At 73.2% G+C, this 21,494-nt stretch carries 15 protein-coding genes; 12 read left to right on the forward strand and 3 right to left on the reverse strand.

Going from position 1 to position 21,494, the window contains the following annotated elements; genetic code table 11:
* Positions 1 to 46 precede the first annotated feature (46 nt).
* On the forward strand, positions 47 to 2,515 hold the full coding sequence (locus PUR61_RS29700; protein WP_329882574.1) for a RelA/SpoT family protein: 2,469 nt from the start codon (positions 47 to 49) through the stop codon (positions 2,513 to 2,515).
* Between the two features lie 107 nt (positions 2,516 to 2,622).
* On the forward strand, positions 2,623 to 4,131 hold the full coding sequence (gene hflX / locus PUR61_RS29705; RefSeq protein ID WP_329882575.1) for a GTPase HflX: 1,509 nt from the start codon (positions 2,623 to 2,625) through the stop codon (positions 4,129 to 4,131).
* Positions 4,132 to 4,203: 72 nt separating this feature from the next.
* Here hflX and PUR61_RS29710 read toward each other — a convergent pair whose 3' ends face one another.
* Positions 4,204 to 5,382: a trypsin-like serine peptidase gene (locus PUR61_RS29710; protein ID WP_329882576.1), complete on the reverse strand. Its 1,179-nt coding sequence runs from the start codon at positions 5,380 to 5,382 to the stop codon at positions 4,204 to 4,206.
* 356 nt (positions 5,383 to 5,738) lie between these two features.
* On the opposite strand from PUR61_RS29710, the gene PUR61_RS29715 reads away from it, so the two are divergent.
* Genes PUR61_RS29715 through PUR61_RS29735 form a run of 5 tightly spaced genes read left to right on the forward strand, consistent with a single transcriptional unit; the run spans position 5,739 to position 13,964 of the window.
* Positions 5,739 to 7,727 (forward strand): IucA/IucC family protein, encoded by a 1,989-nt coding sequence (locus PUR61_RS29715; RefSeq protein WP_443035258.1) that lies wholly within the window; start codon positions 5,739 to 5,741, stop codon positions 7,725 to 7,727.
* Positions 7,724 to 8,413, forward strand: coding sequence for a GNAT family N-acetyltransferase (locus tag PUR61_RS29720; RefSeq protein ID WP_329882577.1), 690 nt, complete (start codon positions 7,724 to 7,726; stop codon positions 8,411 to 8,413). Before PUR61_RS29715 ends, PUR61_RS29720 begins: the two co-directional genes overlap by 4 nt.
* Positions 8,414 to 8,428: 15 nt before the next feature.
* Positions 8,429 to 9,928 carry a lysine N(6)-hydroxylase/L-ornithine N(5)-oxygenase family protein gene (locus PUR61_RS29725; protein ID WP_329882578.1) on the forward strand — a complete coding sequence of 500 codons (1,500 nt, stop codon included), beginning with the start codon at positions 8,429 to 8,431 and terminating at the stop codon, positions 9,926 to 9,928.
* Positions 9,906 to 11,786 carry an IucA/IucC family protein gene (locus PUR61_RS29730; protein ID WP_329882579.1) on the forward strand — a complete coding sequence of 627 codons (1,881 nt, stop codon included), beginning with the start codon at positions 9,906 to 9,908 and terminating at the stop codon, positions 11,784 to 11,786. The genes PUR61_RS29725 and PUR61_RS29730 overlap by 23 nt, the downstream gene beginning before the upstream one ends.
* A 12-nt stretch (positions 11,787 to 11,798) precedes the next feature.
* Positions 11,799 to 13,964, forward strand: a complete 2,166-nt coding sequence (locus PUR61_RS29735; protein ID WP_329882580.1) for an ATP-dependent DNA helicase — start codon at positions 11,799 to 11,801, stop codon at positions 13,962 to 13,964.
* Between the two features lie 182 nt (positions 13,965 to 14,146).
* Here PUR61_RS29735 and lexA read toward each other — a convergent pair whose 3' ends face one another.
* Positions 14,147 to 14,809, reverse strand: a complete 663-nt coding sequence (lexA, locus tag PUR61_RS29740; RefSeq protein WP_224281048.1) for a transcriptional repressor LexA — start codon at positions 14,807 to 14,809, stop codon at positions 14,147 to 14,149.
* A gap of 565 nt (positions 14,810 to 15,374) precedes the next feature.
* Here lexA and nrdR point away from each other — a divergent pair.
* Entirely contained in the window at positions 15,375 to 15,872 is a 498-nt protein-coding gene (gene nrdR / locus PUR61_RS29745; protein ID WP_329882581.1) for a transcriptional regulator NrdR, read from the forward strand.
* A gap of 214 nt (positions 15,873 to 16,086) precedes the next feature.
* Complete coding sequence (locus PUR61_RS29750; protein WP_329882582.1) at positions 16,087 to 18,984, forward strand: vitamin B12-dependent ribonucleotide reductase; 2,898 nt, start codon at positions 16,087 to 16,089, stop codon at positions 18,982 to 18,984.
* 223 nt (positions 18,985 to 19,207) lie between these two features.
* Here the strand turns inward: PUR61_RS29750 and PUR61_RS29755 are convergent, their stop codons facing one another.
* Complete coding sequence (locus tag PUR61_RS29755) at positions 19,208 to 19,603, reverse strand: winged helix-turn-helix transcriptional regulator (protein ID WP_329882583.1); 396 nt, start codon at positions 19,601 to 19,603, stop codon at positions 19,208 to 19,210.
* A 68-nt stretch (positions 19,604 to 19,671) separates the two neighbouring features.
* Between PUR61_RS29755 and PUR61_RS29760 the strand changes: the two genes are divergently transcribed.
* The 3 genes from PUR61_RS29760 to PUR61_RS29770 all read left to right on the forward strand — a co-directional run bounded on the left by PUR61_RS29760 (position 19,672) and on the right by PUR61_RS29770 (position 21,330).
* Positions 19,672 to 20,349, forward strand: coding sequence for a nitroreductase family protein (locus tag PUR61_RS29760; RefSeq protein WP_329882584.1), 678 nt, complete (start codon positions 19,672 to 19,674; stop codon positions 20,347 to 20,349).
* Between the two features lie 177 nt (positions 20,350 to 20,526).
* Positions 20,527 to 20,763 carry an RNA polymerase subunit sigma-70 gene (locus PUR61_RS29765; RefSeq protein ID WP_329882585.1) on the forward strand — a complete coding sequence of 79 codons (237 nt, stop codon included), beginning with the start codon at positions 20,527 to 20,529 and terminating at the stop codon, positions 20,761 to 20,763.
* 3 nt (positions 20,764 to 20,766) lie between these two features.
* Positions 20,767 to 21,330 (forward strand): Clp protease N-terminal domain-containing protein, encoded by a 564-nt coding sequence (locus PUR61_RS29770; RefSeq protein ID WP_329882586.1) that lies wholly within the window; start codon positions 20,767 to 20,769, stop codon positions 21,328 to 21,330.
* Positions 21,331 to 21,494 lie beyond the last annotated feature (164 nt).

The raw sequence follows: 21,494 nt of genomic DNA on the forward strand, positions 1-21,494 counted from the left end.
CCACCGGGTCGGCCCAAGCTCCCGGTGACCGCTGCCGGAGGTGCCGATGACCATCGAAGCCGGGCAGCCCCTGGCGGGGCAGCCGACGACCGCACGGCAGGCCGGGCCCAGACGGCCCCTCGGAGGGCTGGGCCGGGCCGCCCTCGGCCGGGCCGGCCGGGCCGCGCTGCTGGCCACCGACCGCCCGCCGGTGCCGGACGCCCTCGAACCGCTGGTCCAGGCGCACCGGCGGCACCACCCGCAGGCCGACCTCGGCCTGCTCGGGCGCGCCTACCGGCTGGCCGAGGCCAGCCACCGCGGGCAGAAGCGGAAGAGCGGCGAGCCCTACATCACCCACCCGCTCGCCGTCACCATGATCCTGGCCCAACTCGGCGCCGGGACGACCACGTTGGTCGCCTCGCTGCTCCACGACACCGTGGAGGACACCGAGTTGACGCTGGAGCAGGTGGGCGCCGGGTTCGGGCCCGAAGTCGCCTACCTGGTCGACGGCGTGACCAAACTGGAGAAGGTCGACTTCGGCGCCGCCGCCGAGGCCGAGACCTTCCGCAAGATGCTGGTCGCCACCGGGGACGACGTCCGGGTCATGGTGATCAAGCTGGCCGACCGGCTGCACAACATGCGCACCATCCGGCACATGAAGCCGGCCAGCCAGGTGCGGATCGCCAAGGTCACCCGGGACGTGCTGATCCCGCTGGCCGAACGGCTCGGGATCCAGGTGCTCAAGGCGGAGCTGGAGGACATCGTCTTCGCCACCCTGCACCCCGAGGAGCACGCTCGCGCCCGCGCCCTGCTCACCCGCCACGAGGCGGGCCAGGACACCCTGTTGGAGCCGTTCGCCCGGGCCCTGGACCGCCAGCTCGCCGAGGCCGGGATCGCCGCCGAGGTCACCGTCCGCCCCCGGCACGGCGTCTCGCTGCACCGGGTCCTGCTCAAGCGGGCCGCCGCGCCCGGCCCGGACGGCAGGCCGCAGGGGCCGCAGCCCGCCGACTTCGGGCGCCTGCTGGTGGTGGTCGAGGAGAACGCCGACTGCTACGCCGTGCTCGGCGAGCTGCACACCTGCTGGACGCCGCTGCCCGGCGAGTTCAAGGACTTCGTGGCCGCCCCCAAGTTCAACCTCTACCAGTCCCTGCACACCGCGGTGGCGCTGGCCGGCGGCGAGGTCGTCGAGGTGCTGGTGCGCACCCGGAGGATGCACGAGGTCGCCGAGACCGGCGTGGTCGCGCTCGGCGACCCCGGACAGCCGGGCGGCGGCGACCAGGGCGGCGACGAACTGGACCGCACCGACCCGGCCCGGCCCGGCTGGCTCTCCCGACTGCTGGAGTGGCAGCAGGAGACCCCGGACCCGGACGCCTTCTGGTCCGCGCTCACCGCCGACCTGGCCGGGGACCGCGAGATCACTGTCGTCACCGAGCATGGCGAAACGCTTCAGCTGAGGGCCGGCGCCAGCTGCGTGGACGCCGCGTACCTGCTCGGCGAGGAGACCGGCCACCGCTGCATCGGGGCCCGGGTGAACGGCCGGCTCACCGCGCTCTCCACCGTCCTGCGGGACGGCGACCGGGTGGCCATCCTCACCGACGAGCCCGCGGCGCCCGCCGGGTCCGCGACGCCCGACGGCGCCGGGACGCCCGGCCGGGAGGACGGCGCCCCGTCCGGGCCCGGCCGCCACCGCGCCGAACCGTCCGGCCCGGCGCCCGAGTGGCTGGCGCACGTCCGGACCCCGGCGGCCCGGCTGGCCATCGAACGCTGGCTGGCCGACCACCCGCCGCGCCGTCCGGTGGTCCGCACCGGCCCCTCGGCCGGGCAGCCGGCGCCGCCCGCGCACCGCGCCGCCCCCGACCGGCCGGCCGCCCCGGTCACCGTGGCCGGCCGCCCCGGTGCTCCGGTCCGGCTGGCGCGCTGCTGCACCCCCGTACCGCCCGACGCGATCGCGGGCTACCCGATCCGGGGCGGCGCGGTCGCCGTGCACCGGGCCGGCTGTCCGGCGGGGGAGCGGATGCGGGCCGACGGCCGCGGTGCGCTGGAGGTCGACTGGCGGCCGGGCGCGCCGCCCGCGGGCTACCGGGCCACCCTGCGCGCCGAGGCGCTGAACCGGCCCCGCCTGCTCGCCGACCTCACCGCGGCGATCTCGGAGGAGGGGGTCGGGATCGTCTCCGCCGAGGTCGAGCCGCCGCAGGAACTCCGGGTCCGGCACACCTACACCGTCGAGCTGCCCGACCCGGCCTCGCTCGCCGCCGTGCTCCGGGCCATGCTGAAGGTCTCCGGCGTGTACGACGTCAGCCGACCGCACGCCCCGGCGGGCGGCGGCGGAGGGCGGACCCCGGCGGGCGGGGCGCCGGGGGAGGCCGTGCGGGAGGCGGCGGGGGAGGGGCCGGCGGACTCGCCGGACGACGCGCCGCCGGAAAATGGGGATGACCGGTCCGCACCGGGCGTGCGACCATCATGGGGAATTCACGGCCGGACCGCGGCGTTCACCGGGCAGAGGAGTCTCAGCCGGTCCCTCGGTCCCGAGGGGTAGCTCACACCTCGCCCGAGTGGTAGACGGGGCGGCAGCTGGGCAGACTCCGGGCACGACCGTCCGTACGGTCGCGCACAGGCCACCCGTACCAGCAGCCTAAGGACAGAATGACCTCCACGTTCGACACCCGCGACCACGCCGACGCCCCGCGCCGCACGGACGGTCTGCGGGCGGAAGCCCTCATGGACGAGGACCTCGCGGCCATCGACGAGGACCTCGGCCACCACTACGACGGCGACCAGTACGACCGCAGCGAGCGTGCCGCGCTGCGCCGCGTCGCCGGCCTCTCCACCGAACTCCAGGACGTCACCGAGGTCGAGTACCGACAGCTCCGCCTGGAGCGCGTGGTGCTCGTCGGTGTCTGGACCGACGGCACCGTCGAGGAGGCGGAGAACTCGCTCGCCGAGCTCGCCGCCCTGGCCGAGACGGCCGGCTCCGAGGTGCTGGACGGCGTCATCCAGCGCCGCGACAAGCCCGACGCCGCCACCTACATCGGCTCCGGCAAGGCCAAGGAACTGCGCGACATCGTCGCCGCGACCGGGGCCGACACCGTCGTCTGCGACGGTGAGCTCACCCCCGGCCAGCTGATCCACCTGGAAGACGTGGTCAAGGTCAAGGTCGTCGACCGGACGGCCCTGATCCTCGACATCTTCGCCCAGCACGCCAAGTCCCGCGAGGGCAAGGCGCAGGTCTCGCTCGCGCAGATGCAGTACATGCTTCCGCGCCTGCGCGGCTGGGGTCAGTCGCTCTCCCGGCAGATGGGTGGTGGCGGCGCCGGCTCGTCCGGCGGCGGCATGGCCACCCGTGGTCCCGGTGAGACGAAGATCGAGACCGACCGTCGTCGGATCCGCGAGAAGATGGCGAAGCTCCGCAGGGAGATCGCCGACATGAAGAAGGGCCGCGACACCAAGCGGCAGGAGCGCCGGCGCCACCAGGTGCCGTCGGTCGCCATCGCCGGCTACACCAATGCCGGCAAGTCCTCCCTGCTCAACCGGCTCACCGGTGCGGGCGTGCTGGTGGAGAACTCCCTGTTCGCCACCCTCGACCCGACCGTGCGCCGGGCGCAGACGCCGAGCGGCCGGGTCTACACCCTGGCCGACACCGTCGGCTTCGTGCGGCACCTGCCGCACCACCTGGTCGAGGCGTTCCGCTCCACCATGGAGGAGGTCGCCGACGCCGACCTCATCCTGCACGTGGTGGACGGCTCGCACCCCGAGCCGGAGACCCAGCTGGCCGCCGTCCGCGAGGTGGTCGTCTCGGTCGACGCGCAGAACGTGCCCGAGATCGTGGTGATCAACAAGGCCGACGCCGCCGACCCGCTGGTGCTCCAGCGGCTGCTGCGCCGCGAGCCGCACGCCATCGTGGTGTCGGCCCGCACCGGCCAGGGCATGGAGGAGCTGCTCAAGCTCATCGACGACGAGCTGCCGCGCCCGGCCGTCGAGGTGCACGTCCTCGTCCCGTACACCCAGGGCGGCCTGGTCTCCCGGGTGCACGCCGAGGGCGAGTTGATCGCCACCGAGCACACCGCGGACGGCACGCTGCTGCACGCCAAGGTGCCGGCCGAGCTGGCCGCCGAGCTGGAGCGCTACACCGTGGCGCTGACGCCGCAGGGCTGATCCGGTACGCCGACGGGCCCCGGTCCGCCCTCCCGAGGGAGGGCGGACCGGGGCCCGTCGGCGTACGGCCGGTTACTTCTTCTTGGAGATCCAGTCCAGCGCCTGCTTGGCGACCGTCTCCAGGTACGGCCCGCTCAGCGAGGTGTGGTCCTGGGTGCCGATCGAGGTGTTGGAGACCAGGGCGGTCCGGCCGTCCGGCATCGGCGCGAACCAGCCGCCGCCGCTGGAGCCCTGGGTCATGTTGCAGCCGATGGTGAGCATCGACGGGCGCTTCGGGTCGAAGGAGAGCCGGGTCGGCTTCCCGCCCTCGCACTTGTAGAGCTCCTGGCCGTCGAACGGCTTGAAGAGCGGGTAGCCGACGGCCGAGACGGCGACCTTGTCGCGCGGGGCGTCGAACCAGACCGGGACGGCCGAGCCGACCGTCTCCTCCAGCGACTTGCCGGTGTCGTTCTGGTTGCTCACCCGCATGATCGCGAAGTCGTACTGGCTGGCCGCGTCGCCGGTGCCGCCGCCCTCGACCAGCCACTGCGGCGAGGTCACCACGTCCTTCGCCCACCAGGTGCCGAGCGGTGCGAGCTCGGCCAGCGGGGCCTTCTTGCCGCCGCTGGAGGCGCCGGAGTTGTTGTAGGCCGGCACGAAGACCAGGTCCTTGAAGTACTTGCCGCCCTTGCCCGGGTGGACGCAGTGGCCGGCCGTCCAGACCAGGTTGCTCCTGCCCGGGTGCGCCGGGTCGGCGATCACGGTGGCCGAGCAGTTGCCGCGACCGCCGTCGGCGGAGAAGAAGATCTTCCCGGAGGGCTGCTTGGTGTACGGGCGCGGCACCGGCACGGCCTTGACCACCGGCGGCTCGGGGTCGGTGACCCCGGCGTCGCCGGCCGGCTTGGCGGTGGGCGGCGCCGGGTCGGCCGGCTTGGAGTCGCCCATCTTGTCCGGGTTCCAGAAGTCCTTCACGATCGGGTTGTTGAAGACGTTCTTGGACGCCCACTTGTCCCAGTCGTCGAAGGTCCACTTCGTCAGGTCGTCCCAGCTCTTCGGCAGGCCCTCCAGCAGGCCGCTCGGGAGACCCGTCGGGAGCGTGATGCCGCCGATCGCGCCGCTGCCGCCCCCCGTGGCGGTGGCACTGCCCGTGGCGGGCGGCGGCGCGGCGGTACCTTCGCCGCCGGAGGGCCCGTCCGGGCCGCAGGCGGTGACGGCGAGCAGGGTCCCCGCGGCGAGGGCCGCGGCCACGGCTGACCGGTGGATCACTGGCATGGTGTGCTTCCCCCTGGTAGTTCGGCGTACGGGCGGCGCACCGCCGCCTCGGAGTCTTTCACTGGGCATCAGGACGGCACCGGCCGACCCCCGGGTTCCGGGCGCGGCCGGCGGTCACCGATCTGTGACGTGGACCGCGCGGCCTCGGTGGGGTGGTCCCGCCCGGCTCGTCGGTACGAAGGGCCCTCCCTCCCCCTGAGCGGTGAACAACGGCCGTTCTTCACCCGGACGAGTGAGCCGTTCTTGTGATCACTCGTCAGGGATAGGTAACCCTTACCTGACGCGACGGTGCGAGCGCCCGCCAGTTCCTCTCCACCCCACGCGCGTCGGCATCCCACGCGCCCCAAGGAGCAGCATTGAGCACCGCCCTCACCGGAGCACCGCCCGACGTCCCGTCCGCCACGGCCCCGCCCCTCCCGGTCGCCGTTCCGGCGCCCGCCGCCGCGCCGGTGCCCGCCCCGGCCGCCGCCGCGCCGGTGCCCGCCCCGGCCGCCGCCGCGCCGGCGGTCTCCGCCCCGGTGCCCGCCCCGGCGGTCGAGGGCCGGGCGGACCGGCTGCTCCACCCGGATCCGGCCGTCGCCGCCGAACAGGCGGCCCTGGAGGCCCTGCTGCGTTGCTGGGCCCGCGAGACCGGCGCCACCCCCGGCCCGGACGGGCACCTGCGGATCGCCGTCCTCGGCGGCGCCGCCCGGCTCTCCGCCCCCGTCCACCACTGGTCGCCGGCCGGCTGGCACCGCTTCGGTTCGGCCACCCTCGCCGCGGGCCCCGGCACCGCCGACGCCCCCGTGGACGCCGTCACCGCCGCCGCCCTGCTCGCCGCGGCGGCAGCCGACCGGCCCGACCCCGGACAGATCGCCGACCTCGCCGCCCGGGTCGCGGACTCGGTGGTCCGCACCGCCGACATCCTCACCCACCACCGGGCCACCCCCGCCCCGCCCGCCGGCGGGCCGGAGGGCTCCCGGTTCCTCGCCGCCGAACAGTCCCTCCTGCTCGGCCACCCGATGCACCCCACCCCGAAGAGCCGGGACGGCCTCGGCCCCGCCCAGAGCGCCGCCTACTCGCCGGAACTGCACGGCTCCTTCCAGGTGCACTGGTACGCCGTCGACCGGGAGCTCCTCGCGGCCGGCTCGGCCCTCCCCGAGAGCGTCGACCGGATCACTGCCCGGCTCCTCGGCGACGCCGCCCTGTTGCCGCCCGGCACCGCGGCCCTGCCGCTGCACCCCTGGCAGGCCCGCGAACTGGCACACCGCCCGGCCGTCGCCGCCCTGCTCGCCGAAGGCCGGCTGCACGACCTCGGCCCGGTCGGCGCGGCCTGGTACCCCACCTCCTCGGTCCGCACCGTCTACCGGCCCGGCACCCCCTGGATGCTGAAGCTCTCGCTCGGCCTGCGGATCACCAACTCCCGCCGGGAGAACCTCCGCAAGGAGCTCCACCGCGGCCTGGAGATGCACCGGCTGCTGGAGAGCGGCCTCGGCGCCGAATGGCGGGCCGCCCACCCCGGCTTCGACGTGGTCCGCGACCCCGCGTGGATCGGCGTCGACCACCCGGGCCTGGGCGATCCGGGCGGCCTGGACACCGTGCTCCGCGCCCAGCCCTTCGCGCCCGCCGACCGCGCCTACTGCGTGGCCGGGCTGGTCGCCGAACGGCCGGACGGCACCGCCGCCACGGGGATCGAGGGGATCGCGGGCGCCGCGGCGTCCGCGGCCACCGGGGGCACCGCCGGGACCGTGCCGTCCCGCCTCGGTGACACCCTGCGCGCCCTCGCCGCCCGCACCGGCCGCCCGCTGCGCACCGTCGCCGCCGAATGGTTCCTGCGCTACCTGGACGCCGTCGTGCTGCCCGTCCTCTGGCTGGACGGACAGGCCGGCATCGCGCTGGAGGCGCACCAGCAGAACAGCCTCGTCCTGCTCGACGCCGACGGCTGGCCGCGCGGCGGCCGCTACCGCGACAACCAGGGCTACTACTACCGGCAGAGCGCCGCCGACCGGCTCACCGCCCGGCTGCCCGGCCTCGGCGCGCAGAGCGACACCTTCCTCGACGACCAGGTGATCGACCACCACTTCGCCTACTACCTGGGCATCAACCACGTCCTCGGCCTGATCGGCGCCCTCGGCTCCCAGCAACTCGCCGACGAGGCCCTGCTGCTGGCCGCGCTGCGCCGGTTCCTCGCCGGACCGGCCGCCGGCGCCACCGGCTCCACGCTGCCCGCGCTGCTGCTGGACGCCCCCACCCTGCCCTGCAAGGCCAACCTGCTCACCCGGCTCAACGGCATGGACGAACTGGTCGGCTCGGTCGCCACCCAGTCCGTCTACGTCGACATCCCCAACCCGGTGGCCGGCGCGTGACGACGCCCGACGACCCGTCCGGCTGGGGTGCCATGCCCACCCCCGCCGGCGAGTTCCGGCTCCGCCCGGTCCGGCTCCCCGCCGACCTCGCGCTGCTCGTCCGCTGGATGAACGACCCCGAGGTCGACGCCTTCTGGGAGCTCGCCGGCCCGCAGGCGGGCACCGAACGGCACGTCCGGGCCCAGCTCGACGGCGACGGGCGCAGCGTGCCCTGCCTCGGCCTGCTCGACGACGCCCCGATGAGTTACTGGGAGGTCTACCGGGCCGACCTCGACCCGCTCGCCGCGCACTACCCCGCCCGGCCGCACGACACCGGCCTCCACCTGCTGCTCGGCCCGGCGGCCAGCCGCGGCCGGGGCCTCGGCGCCACCCTGCTGGCCGCGCTGGCCGCCCGTGTCCTGCGGGAACGTCCGCGGTGCGAGCGGGTGGTCGCCGAACCCGACGTCCGCAACCGGCGCTCGGTCCGGACCTTCGAACGGGCCGGGTTCCGGCTCGCCGCCGAACTCGATCTGCCCGGCAAACGCGCCGCGCTGATGGTCCGCGACCGGCTCCCGGATCCCACCCTCCGCCTCCCGGATCCCGCCACGTCCCACGGCCCGCACCCCGTCACCTCCGGCGGCCCGGACGCCGCGGCGTCCCGCCCCGCGCCCGGACCCGCATCCCGTCAACCCACGCATCCCGCCTAGGACACCTCCCGACTCATGGACACCCCAGCAGCCCCGCCCGAGCCGTACGACCTGCTCGGCGTCGGCATCGGCCCGTTCAACCTCTCGCTCGCCGCGCTCGCCGAACCCGTGCCCGGCCTGCGCACCCTCTTCTGCGACCAGCGACCGGAGTTCCGCTGGCACCCCGGCATGCTGGTCGACGGTGCGCGGATGCAGGTGCCGTTCCTCGCCGACCTGGTCTCGCTGGCCGACCCGACCAACCCCTGGTCCTTCCTGAACTACCTGCGCGAACAGGACCGGCTCTTCCCGTTCTACTTCACCGAACGCTTCCAGCTCACCCGCCGCGAGTACGACCACTACTGCCGCTGGGCGGCCGGCCGGCTCGCCAACTGCCGCTTCGCCACCGAGGTCACCTCCCTGCACTGGGCAGGCGACCGGTACCGCGCCGAACTGCGGGAGACCGCCACCGGCCGGTCGACCACGGTCGAGGCGTACCACCTCGTGCTCGGCGTCGGCACCCGGCCGGTCCGCCCCGAGGCCTTCGCCGCGCTCGACGGCCACCCCGGAGCCTTCCACTCCGCCGACTACCTCGACCGGCGCGACGGGCTGTCCGGGGCCCGGGACATCACCGTGGTCGGCAGCGGCCAGTCCGGTGCCGAGGTCTTCCTCGACCTGCTGCGCCGCCACGACGGCGACGGGGTCCGGCTGCGCTGGCTCACCCGCACCCGGGCGCTCGCGCCGATGGAGTACTCCAAGCTCGGCCTGGAACACTTCACCCCCGACTACACGCGGTACTTCCACGGCCTGCCCGCAGCCGTCCGGGGCGCCCTGGTCGAGGCGCAGTGGCAGTTGCACAAGGCCGCCTCCGCCGAGACCCTCGCCGAGATCCACGACCACCTGTACGAGCGGACCGTGGGCCGGCCGATCGACGCCGCCCCGGTCGACATCACCCCCGGCACCGCCGTCACCGACGCCCGGCCCGGTCCCTGCGGGGGACTCGAACTCCGCTGCCGGCACACCGACTCCGGCGCCGAGCACGTCCTGCGGACCGACGCGGTGGTGCTCGCCACCGGCTACCGCGCCGCCCGCCCCGCCGCCCTCGAACCCCTCTCCCACCTGATCGACTGGGACGAGGACGGCCGCTACCGGGTCGACCTCTCCCACCGGGTGGCCACCCTCCCCGAGGTGACCGGCGGCCTCTACGTGCAGAACGCCGAGCTGCACACCCACGGCGTCGGCACCCCCGACCTCGGGCTCGGCGCCCACCGGGCCGCGGTGATCCTCAACGCCGTGACCGGCCGGACCGTCCACCGGTTGCCCGCCCGGACCGCCTGGACCGGCTTCGCGCCTCCCGTCGGAGTCCGGCGCCCTCCCGCCGGTGACCCCCGCCCCGGTGACCCCCGCACCGGTGCCGACCGTGCCCCCGCCGACCACCTCTCCGCCGACCACCTCTCCGCCGACCACGCCCCCGCCGACCACGTCCCCGCCGTCCCCCGACCCCAGGAGCCGACCCGTGCCGCAACCGCCGGCCGCTGAACCGCCGCTGTACCTGCCCCCGCAGCTCACCGCCGGGCACTGGCAGCGGGCCGGCCGCGCGCTGCTGGCCAAGATGCTCGGCGAGTTCGCCTACGAGGAGCTCATCACCCCCGTCGAGACCGGAACCCCGGTCCCGACGGGAGACCGCGCCGCGCCGGGGGACCGCGCCGGGACCGGCGCCGGCCGCGACCACCTGCTCAAGCTGCCCGAGGCCGAGTACCGCTTCGCCGCCCGGCGCGGCGCCTACGGGAGCTGGCTCGTCGACCCCGCCTCCGTCCGCTGCACCCAGCCCGACGGCCTCGACCCGCTGCGCTTCCTGCCCTACGCCCGGCACGTCCTCGGCCTGCGCGGCGACACCACCGGCCACCTGATCCGTGAACTCACCGCCACCCTGATCGCCGACGCCCACCTCCTCGCCACCGGCCTCACCGCCGCCGAACTCGCGGACCTCGGGCACACCGACCTGGAGGGCCGGCAGGGCGGCCACCCGTGGATCGTCCCGAACAAGGGCCGGATCGGCTTCTCCGCCACCGACGCCGCCCGCTGGGCCCCGGAGGCCCGCACCCCCCGGCCACTGCCCTGGATCGCCGTCCACCGCAGGCTCGCCGAGTACCGCGGCGTCCCCGGCCTGACCGACCCCGAGCAGCTCTACCGGCGCGAGCTGGACGACCCCGCCGCGCTGCGCGCCGCGCTGGGCCCCGACGCCGACGACTACCTGTTGCTGCCGGTCCACCCCTGGCAGTGGGACGAGACCGTCGTCCCGCTCTTCGCCCCCTGGATCGCCTCCGGCGAGATCGTCCCGCTCGCCAGCGACGGCGACCTGCGGCTGCCCCAGCAGTCGATCCGCTCCTTCTTCAACCGGAGCCGTCCCGACCGCTGCACCGTCAAGCTGCCGCTCGCCGTCCTCAACACCCTGGTCTGGCGCGGCCTGCCGACCGAGCGCACCCTGGCCGCGCCCGCCGTCACCGCCTGGATCCACGGACTGCGCGACGCGGACCCGTTCCTGCGCGAGGAGTGCCGGGTGGTGCTCCTCGGCGAGATCGCCTCCGTCACGGTCGACCACCCGCTCTACCGCGAGCTGCCGGAGGCCCCGTACCAGTACAAGGAACTGCTCGGCGCTATCTGGCGCGAACCGCTCGGTCCCGCCCTGGACCCGGGCGAGCACGGCCGCACCCTGGCGGCCCTGCTGCAGACCGGCACCGACGGCCGGGCGCTCGTCGCGGAACTGGTCGCCCGCTCCGGGCTCACCCCCGCCGAGTGGACCGGCCGGCTGTTCGCCGCGATGCTGCCGCCCCTGCTGCACTTCCTCTACCGGTACGGGCTGGTCTTCTCCCCGCACGGCGAGAACGCCATCGTCGTCTTCGACGAGCACGACGTGCCGGCCCGGCTGGCGGTCAAGGACTTCGTCGACGACGTCAACCTGAGCGACCAGGACCTGCCCGAACTCCGGGGCCTGCCCGCCGAGGTGGACTCCGTACTGCTGCGCGAGGACCCTCCGGGCCTCTGCCAGTTCCTGCACTCCGGGCTCTTCATCGGCGTCTACCGGTACCTGGCGCCGCTGCTGGAGGCGCAGGCCGGACTGCCCGAGGGGGAGTTCTGGGCGCTGCTGCGCGCCGAGGTCCTCCGGTACCAGGAGCGCTTCCCCGACCTGGCGGAGCGGTTCGCGCTCTTCGACCTGTTCCGGCCGCGGATCGACCGCCTCTGTCTCAACCGCAACCGGCTGTTGCTGGACGGCTACGGAGACCGCCCGCACCGCCCGCACGCGGCCCGGCACGGCACCGTCCCGAACGCGCTCGCGGAAGGGGGAACGGTGCAGCTGCCCGGCCGACGGGGCCGGATTGTCACCCCCGCCCCGTAGGCTGGGACGGTCATGACGAACGACTCCGAATCCCAGGTCCCCGCCGAGGACGCCGCCGACGGCGTCGACTCCGCGGACACCCCGGACGCCCCGGTCGAGGCCGTCCCCCGGTCCCGCATCCCCGAGCTGCTGCATGCCGCGGTGGCCTCCGTCGGCGGCGTCGAGCGCCCCGGCCAGCTCCGGATGGCCGAGGCCGTGGCCGACGCCGTCGACAACGGCGAACACCTGCTGGTCCAGGCCGGCACCGGCACCGGCAAGTCCCTCGCCTACCTGGTGCCGGCGCTCGCCCACGGGGACCGGGTGGTGGTCGCCACCGCCACGCTGGCGCTCCAGCGCCAGCTGGTCGAACGGGACTTGCCGCGCACCGTGGAGGCCCTGCACCCGGTGCTGCGCCGCCGCCCGCTGTTCGCGATGCTCAAGGGCCGCTCCAACTACCTCTGCCTCCACCGGGCCAACGAGGGCACCCCGGGCGACGAGGGCGAGGGCCTCTTCGACCCGGTGGAGGCCCTGGGCGGCCCCACCGGCAAGCTCGGCCAGGAGGTGCTCCGGCTGCGCGACTGGGCCGAGGAGACGGAGACCGGCGACCGGGACGACATGAGCCCCGGCGTCTCCGACAAGGCCTGGGCCCAGCTCGCGGTCACCTCCAAGGAGTGCCTGGGCGCCACCCGGTGCGCGTACGGGCAGGAGTGCTTCGCCGAGAAGGCCCGCGAGCGGGCCAAACTCGCGGACGTGGTGGTCACCAACCACGCGATGCTGGCGATCGACGCCATCGAGGGTGCGCCGGTGCTGCCCGAGCACGAGCTGCTGATCGTCGACGAGGCCCACGAACTGGTCAACCGGGTCACCGGCGCGGCCACCGCCGAGCTCACCGTCGGCGCGGTGAACCGCGCGGTCAAGCGGGCCGCCCGGCTGGCCAACGAGAAGGCGGTGGACGCGCTCCAGGCCGCGGCCGAGAACTACCACGGCCTGATGGAGACCGCCCAGCCCGGTCGGGTCGAGGAACTGCCCGAGTACCTGGCGTACGCGGTCACCGCGATCCGGGACGCCTCCCGGCAGGTGATCACCTCGCTCGGCGAGACCAGGGACAAGGCGCTCACCGACGAGGACGCCGTCCGCAAGCAGGCGATGGCCGCCGCCGAGACGCTGCACGAGACCGCCGACCGGCTGCTCCGGGACTCCGAGTACGACGTGGTCTGGATCGAGCGCAGCGACCGCTTCGGCCTGGGCACCGCCTCGCTGCGGGTCGCCCCGCTGAGCGTCTCCGGTCTGCTGCGCGAGGGCCTGTACAAGGAGCGGTCGGTGGTGCTCACCTCGGCCACGCTCAAGCTCGGTGGGGACTTCAACGGCGTCGCCGCGTCGGTCGGCCTGCCGTCCGACGCGCGGCTGCCGGACGCACGCACGCCGGGCGACAACCCCGCTGCGGCCGGCTCCGGCTCCGGCGCTGCTTCAGGTTCCGGCTCCGAGGACGAGCCGGTGCCGCACTGGCGGGGCATCGACGTCGGCTCGCCGTTCAAGTACCCCAAGCAGGGCATCCTGTACGTCGCCCGGCACCTGGCCGACCCGGGGCGCGACCCGGAACGGCCCGACATGCTGGACGAGCTGACCGAGCTGATCGGCGCTGCGGGCGGGCGGACGCTGGGCCTCTTCTCCTCGATGCGCGGCGCCCAGACGGCCGCCGAGGCGTTGCGGGAGCGGCTCGACAACCGGATCCTGCTCCAGGGGGAGAACACCCTGGGCGAGCTGATCCGCGAGTTCGCCTCGGACGCGACCACCTGCCTGTTCGGCACGCTCTCGCTCTGGCAGGGCGTGGACGTGCCCGGTTCGGCCTGCCAGCTGGTGGTGATGGACCGGATCCCGTTCCCGCGCCCGGACGACCCGCTGATGAGCGCGCGCCAGAAGGACGTCGAACAGCGGGGCGGGAACGGCTTCATGGCCGTCGCGGCCACCCACGCGGCGCTGCTGATGGCGCAGGGCGCGGGCCGGCTGGTGCGCGCGGCGGAGGACCGGGGCGTGGTGGCGGTCCTCGACCCGCGGGTGGAGACCAAGCGGTACGGCAGCTTCTTCCGGTCCTCGATGCCGGAGTTCTGGTACACCACCGACCGCAACCAGGTGCGCCGCTCGCTGGCGGCGATCGATGCCGCTGCGGCCCCGATCAGGCCGGTGGCCGAGCGGGGCTGAGGAGGTCCGCGAAGGGCTGCTCCCGGGGCGCGCCCGTTCCGGGCGGGGCCCGCGGCTCCCCGGGGACGACGGAGGGGCTCCGCGCGATGTCGCGTGGAGCCCCTTCCCGTAGGCCGTTCCCCGTCGGTTCGTTGATGCGCCGGCGCGCCGGTCCTTTCGGTCCCGTCGCTCCCGGCCGGTGGTCAGAGTCGGCGGAGGACCGCCACGACCTTGCCCAGGATGGTCGCGTTGTCGCCGTTGATCGGCTCGTACGCGGGGTTGTGCGGCATCAGCCAGATCCGGCCGTCCTCACGCTTGAGACGCTTGACGGTGGCCTCGCCGTCGATCATCGCGGCCACGATGTCGCCGTTCTCGGCGACCGGTTGGCGGCGGACCGTGACCCAGTCGCCGTCGCAGATGGCCGCCTCGATCATCGAGTCGCCGCGCACGGTCAGCGCGAACAGCTCGCCCTCGCCGACCAGCTGGCGCGGCAGCGGGAAGACGTCCTCGACCGTCTGCTCGGCCAGGATCGGCCCGCCGGCGGCGATCCGACCGACCAGCGGGACGTACGAGGTGGACGGTCGGCCGGCCGTCTCGGCGGTGTTCGGGCGGGCCACCTCCACGCCGCGGACCTCGTAGGCGCGCGGGCGGTGCGGGTCGCGCCGGAGGAAGCCCTTGCGCTCCAGGGCCATCAGCTGGTGGGCGACCGAGGAGGTGCTGGACAGGCCGACGGCCTGACCGATCTCCCGCATCGACGGCGGGTAGCCCCGGCGCTGGACCGAGTCCCGGATGACCTCGATCACCCGGCGTTGGCGTTCGGTGAGTCCCGCCTCGTCGGTGCGGATCCCGGGAGGTCGGCCGGGCATCGAACGGGTCGGCGCCGGGTGGGCGTCGTCCAGCGCGGGGGAGTGTTCGACCGGCTGGTCCGGAACGCGGCCCACGCCGGAAAGGCCCGGGCCGGAGAGGCGGTGTTCTTCGCTACGGTCCATGCTGATGTCCACACTCTGCTGATTCGTGGTGCGCTGCCCCACCTTGAGCTGGGAGTGTTCCTGCACCGGGATGGTGTTGGTTTCGACGGTGTTCATGGCTGCCCCTCTCGACGGCTGTCCTCTCCCTTTTTCCAGCCCAACGCACCTCGTATCGAAAGGTTGCGCCAAACACACGTTCGAGTGAATTATTCGGGAGTTGGCTGACTCGATCAAGGCTTTGTTGTACATCGATTAAATGTTCGAGCCGAAGTCGGCTCAGGCAGTTTAGTCCGGGCCGACACGCCAGCGCCTCTGGATCCGCCTCAGACCTACATGTAGTGGCTACAGTCCTCTCCGTGACCCAGAACTTGTGGTTGAGACCTCAGGATCGGGTTGCCTCGGGTGCCCCGGGATCGCATAGACTCGACTCAGTCCGCACGTCCTGCCAAGGAGGGATCCTCAGGTGCACTGCCCCTTCTGCCGGCACTCCGACAGCCGTGTCGTCGACAGCCGGACCACCGAGGACGGCAGCTGTATCCGCCGCCGTAGGCAGTGCCCGGACTGCGGCCGCCGTTTCACCACGGTGGAGACCGCCGCCCTGATGGTCATCAAGCGCAGCGGTGTCACCGAGCCGTTCTCCCGGGAGAAGGTCATCTCCGGAGTCCGCAAGGCCTGCCAGGGCCGCCCGGTCACCGAGGACGCCCTCGCCCAGCTCGGCCAGCGGGTCGAGGAGTGCGTGCGTGCCACCGGCAACGCCGAACTCACCACCCATGACGTCGGGCTTGCCATACTCGGCCCGCTCAAGGAGCTCGACGTCGTCGCCTACCTGCGCTTCGCCAGCGTCTACCAGGCGTACGACGGGCTCGAAGACTTCGAGGCCGCCATCGCGGAACTCCGCGCCGAGCAGCCCGTCCCCGAGGCGGACGGCACCTGCGTGCCCGTCCCCGCCGCCGCGCCCTAGCGGCCCGGCCCCATCACCGGCCCCTTCCGGGGTCGGCAGCAACCCGACGGCCCCCTTGGGCCGACGTGTGCCCGAAAACGGCGCACAGAACATGACAAAACGTGCACGGCCGGCCGGGGGACCCGCCTGTCCGCGCATCGGAACAGCGAACCGGTCGTGCCCGGATTTTTCGGTGCACTCCGGGCGTTTGCCCAACCAGGAGGAGGAGCGAGAAGTGACAGACACCACGAGCGGTTCCGCACGAGGGTCGAAGTCCGACAGGGCCGGGGCCAAGGGTGCCGGCAAGGCGTCCAAGGGCGGCCTTCGGATCGAGCGCATCCACACCACTCCTGGCGTGCACCCCTACGACGAGGTCCGCTGGGAGCGGCGCGACGTCGTCATGACCAACTGGCGCGACGGCTCGATCAACTTCGAGCAGCGCGACGTGGAGTTCCCCGACTCCTGGTCGGTCAACGCCGTGAACATCGTCACGTCCAAGTACTTCCGCGGCGCCGTCGGAACCCCGCAGCGCGAGTGGAGCCTCAAGCAGATCATCGACCGCGTGGTGCTCACCTACCGCGCCGCCGGTGAGAAGAACGGCTACTTCGCCGGCCCGGACGACGCCGAGGTCTTCGAGCACGAGCTGACGTACGCCCTCCTCCACCAGGTGTTCAGCTTCAACTCGCCGGTCTGGTTCAACGTCGGCACCAAGCAGCCCCAGCAGGTCTCCGCCTGCTTCATCCTGGCCGTCGACGACTCCATGGAGTCGATCCTCGACTGGTACAAGGAAGAGGGCATGATCTTCAAGGGCGGCTCCGGCGCCGGCCTCAACCTCTCCCGGATCCGGTCGTCCAAGGAACTGCTCTCCTCCGGCGGCAACGCCTCCGGCCCGGTCTCCTTCATGCGCGGCGCCGACGCCTCCGCCGGCACCATCAAGTCCGGCGGCGCCACCCGCCGCGCGGCCAAGATGGTCGTCCTCGACGTCGACCACCCGGACGTCGAGGCCTTCATCGAGACCAAGGTCAAGGAGGAGGAGAAGATCCGCGCCCTCCGCGACGCGGGCTTCGACATGGACCTCGGCGGGGACGACATCACCTCCGTCCAGTACCAGAACGCCAACAACTCCGTCCGGGTCAACGACGAATTCATGACCGCCGTCGAGAACGGCACCGAATTCGGCCTGCGCGCCCGGATGACCGGCGAGGTCATCGAGACCGTCGACGCGAAGAAGCTCTTCCGCAAGATGGCCGAGGCCGCCTGGGCCTGCGCCGACCCCGGCATCCAGTACGACTCCACCATCAACAGCTGGCACACCTGCCCGGAGTCCGGCCGGATCAACGCGTCCAACCCCTGCTCCGAGTACATGCACCTGGACAACTCCAGCTGCAACCTCGCCTCGCTGAACCTGATGAAGTTCCTCCGCGACGACGACTCCTTCGACGCCGAGCGCTTCGCCAAGGTCGTCGAGCTGGTCATCACCGCGATGGACATCTCCATCTGCTTCGCCGACTTCCCCACCGAGAAGATCGGCGAGACCACCCGCGCCTTCCGCCAGCTCGGCATCGGCTACGCCAACCTCGGCGCCCTGCTGATGGCCACCGGCCACGCGTACGACAGCGAGGGCGGTCGCGCGCTGGCCGGCGCCATCACCTCCCTGATGACCGGCACCGCCTACCGCCGCGGCGCCGAACTCGCCGGCGTCGTCGGCCCGTACGACGGCTACGCCCGCAACGCGGCCCCGCACCAGCGGGTCATGAAGCAGCACGCGGACGCCTCGCTGGCCGCCGTCTCCCGCGACGTCCTCGACGCCCCCGTCTGGGCCGCCGCGAACGAGGCCTGGCAGGACGTCCTCCGGATCGGCGCGCAGAACGGCTTCCGCAACGCCCAGGCCTCGGTGCTCGCCCCGACCGGCACCATCGGCCTGATGATGGACTGCGACACCACCGGCGTGGAGCCCGACCTCGCGCTGGTCAAGTTCAAGAAGCTGGTCGGCGGCGGCTCGATGCAGATCGTCAACGGCACCGTCCCGCGCGCCCTCAAGCGCCTCGGCTACCAGGCCGAGCGGATCGAGGCGATCGTCGCCCACATCTCCGAGCACGGCAACGTGGTCGGCGCGCCCGGCCTGAAGACCGAGCACTACGAGGTCTTCGACTGCGCCATGGGCGAGCGCGTGATCTCGGCCATGGGCCACGTGCGGATGATGGCGGCGATCCAGCCGTGGATCTCCGGTGCCATCTCCAAGACGGTCAACATGCCGGAGGCCGCGACGGTCGAGGAGATCGAGGAGATCTACTTCGAGGCGTGGAAGCTGGGCGTCAAGGCGCTCGCCATCTACCGCGACAACTGCAAGGTCGGCCAGCCGCTCTCGGCCAAGACGAAGTCCGGGGACCAGGTCAAGGCCGACCAGGCCCCGGCCGCCGCCGCGGTGGAGAGGGTCGTCGAGTACCGCCCGGTCCGCAAGCGCCTGCCCAAGGGCCGCCCGGGCATCACCACCTCCTTCACGGTCGGTGGCGCCGAGGGCTACATGACCGCCAACTCGTACCCGGACGACGGCCTCGGCGAGGTCTTCCTGAAGATGTCCAAGCAGGGCTCGACCCTCGCGGGCATGATGGACGCCTTCTCCATCGCCGTCTCGGTCGGCCTCCAGTACGGCGTGCCGCTGGAGACCTACGTCTCGAAGTTCACCAACATGCGCTTCGAGCCGGCCGGCCTGACCGACGATCCGGACGTGCGGATGGCGCAGTCGATCGTCGACTACATCTTCCGTCGCCTGGCGCTCGACTTCCTGCCGTTCGAGACCCGCTCGGCGCTCGGCATCCACTCCGTCGAGGAGCGTCAGCGCCACCTGGACACGGGCTCCTACGAGCCGCTGGAGGCCGAGGAGGAGCTGGACACCGAGGCGCTCGCCCAGTCCGCTCCGGTGCCTCCGGCCCCGGTGGCAAAGCCGGTCGCGGCCGTCGCCCCGGCCGCCAAGGCGAGCCCGGCACAGGCCCACAACTCGACCGAGCTGATCGAGATCCAGCTGGGCCTCAACGCCGACGCGCCGCTCTGCTTCTCCTGCGGTACCAAGATGCGCCGCGCCGGCAGCTGCTACCTCTGCGAGGGCTGCGGCTCCACCAGCGGCTGCAGCTGACACCGGGCGGGGTCGCGTCGGACGCACCACCCGACACGTGACCGAACCCGAGGCGTGACCCTGTGAGGGAGGGGCGCCGGCCCTGGGCCGGCGCCCCTCCCTCACGCGTGGTCGGTGCCCGTGAACCAGGCACCCGCCGGGCGTGGTTCGTCCGGTCGGAGCGGGGAGCCGGGGAGTGCCGACTCCCCGCCCCCGCCGGGCGGGTGGCACGCACCGCACCTGCTCAGAGGGCCTTCCCGGCTTCCGGAGCGGCCCGGGCCCGGGCCTGCTCGATCTCGTTGATATGGGCCTCCGTCCACCGGCGGAGCGCGGTGATCGGCTCCGCGAGGCTGCGGCCGAGCTCCGTCAGGTCGTATTCGACCCGGGGCGGCACGGTGGGGTACACGGTGCGGGCGACGAACCCGTCGGCTTCGAGGACGCGCAGGGTCTGCGTGAGCATCTTCTGCGACACGCCCTCGATGCGCCGACTCAATTCGGTGTACCGCAGGGTGCCTTCGAGCAGGGCGTCCACGACCAGAACGGTCCACTTGCCGGAGATGTGATCGAGGACCTGACGGGTCGGGCACTTCGCGGAGTAGACGTCGGCGGGCAGCCCGGACGACTCCACAGTGGTCTTCATGCGGGGAGAGTAACGCACTAAATAGTGCCCTCTTCCCGGCGGAGAGCGACTCTCCAATAGTGAGTGGCATGACGAGTCCCACGATGTCCGTCGCGGAAGCGATCCGCACCCGCCGCACCGTCCGCCACTACCGGCCCGACCCGATCCCGGAGGCGGCGCTCGACGCGCTTCTCGATCTCGCCGTCGAGGCCCCCACCAGCTGGAACCTGCAGGACCGTTCGATCGTCGCGGTGTCCGGGGGCGAGGGCCGCGCCGGGCTGGCCCGGGCCACGGGGGGCCAGCCCCAGCCGCAAGAGGCTCCGGTCGTCCTGGTCTTCGTCGCCGAGCCCCAGTCCTGGCGCGAGGACCACGGCGACGTCTACGAGCAGGCGCGGCGCAGCGGAGCGTGGAGCGAGGAGTTCGCCGCGATGTTCTCCGCCGCGGCCCGGGTGTTCCAGGAGGATCTCGACCGGCGGGGTCTGCTCCGGGAGTACGCGGTCAAGGACGCCATGATCGCGGCGTCCTTCGTGATGCTCGCCGCTACGGAGCTGGGCCTGGCGACGTCGCCCATGAACGGCTGGGACGAGGCGAAGGTGAAGAAGGTGATCGGGATCGACGACCGTGACGACCTGGCCATCGCCCTGTTGGTGTCGGTCGGCTATCCGGCGGAGGAGCGGCGCCATCCGGGCCGGCGTGCCCGGGAGCGCACCGTCTTCCGCGAGGCGTACGGGGCCGACGGGGCGGGGAGCGCCGAACGCCGGGAGTAGGCCCGCGCCGGGAGTGGTCCCGCGCCGGGAGCAGGTCCTGCACCGGAGTGTTCGGGCGCCTCGCGGGTGAGGTCGGCGCTGAAGGCGGGGCGAGGACATCGTGTCCTCGCCCCGCCTCTTCGGTTTTCTTTGTCAACCAGGGTTGACGTCGGGCGAGTGTCAACCTAGGTTGACATCATGAGCGAGAGCGGAGAGCTCGCCGCTGCGGCGAGCAGCAGGGATCCGGCCGTGGGGTTGCGGGCGGTCCGTGCCCTGCGGGAGCTGGCGGACCGGCTGGAGGGACTCCAGGTGGGGAACGCGCGCGAGCGGGGGTGGTCCTGGCAGGAGATCGCGGTGTGTCTGGGGGTGACCAGGCAAGCGGTGCACAAGAAGTACGCGAAGCGCGGGACGGTCGACGTGAAGGACGGGGATTGAGCCATGTTCGAACGATTCACCGAAGGGGCCCGGCGGGTGGTCGGCCGGGCGGGGCAGGAGTCCGCGGAGCTCCGGCACGGCCACGTCGGCACGGAGCACTTGCTGCTGGCGGTCCTGACCGAGCCGGAGGACCCCGCGGCGCGTGTGCTGATCGAGGCAGGGCTGGATCACGAGGAGGCGCGACGAGCCGTCCGGCGGCTCCTCGGGGAGGGGGACGACGCGCAGGCGCTGGCCTCGATCGGGGTGGACCTGGACGCGGTCCGGGAGGCGGTGGAGTCGGTGTTCGGGGCAGGCGCCCTGGACGCGCCGCCGGAGGGCGAGTCGCGCCGGCGCGGGTGGTTCCGGTCGGACGGTCGGGCGGGGCGCAGGCCGTTCGGCGCGCGGGCGCGGAAGGCGATCGAGCTGTCGTTGCGCGAGTCGCTGCGGCTGAAGTCCGGTCACATCGCGGTGGGGCACCTGCTGCTCGGTGTGGTGCGGGAGGGCGAGGGGCTCGGGGCCCGGGTGATCGCCGCCCACGGGCTCGATCCGGTGGCCGTGCGGCGGGCGGTGGAAGTGGGGTTGGAGTGAGCGCGGAGTGACGGTGCGGTGAGCCAGGTGGACGGCTCGGGTGTGGCGCGGTGTACGGAGCGTTCGTGGACGAGACGGACCGTCAACTTGTCGGTTGAGCACATCGTCTGAATGGATATGATCGGCCGACTGCGTGTACCGAATCACCCGCCCGGAGACGTTTC

The organism is Streptomyces sp. BE20 (genome assembly GCF_036322525.1).
GTDB lineage: Bacteria > Actinomycetota > Actinomycetes > Streptomycetales > Streptomycetaceae > Kitasatospora.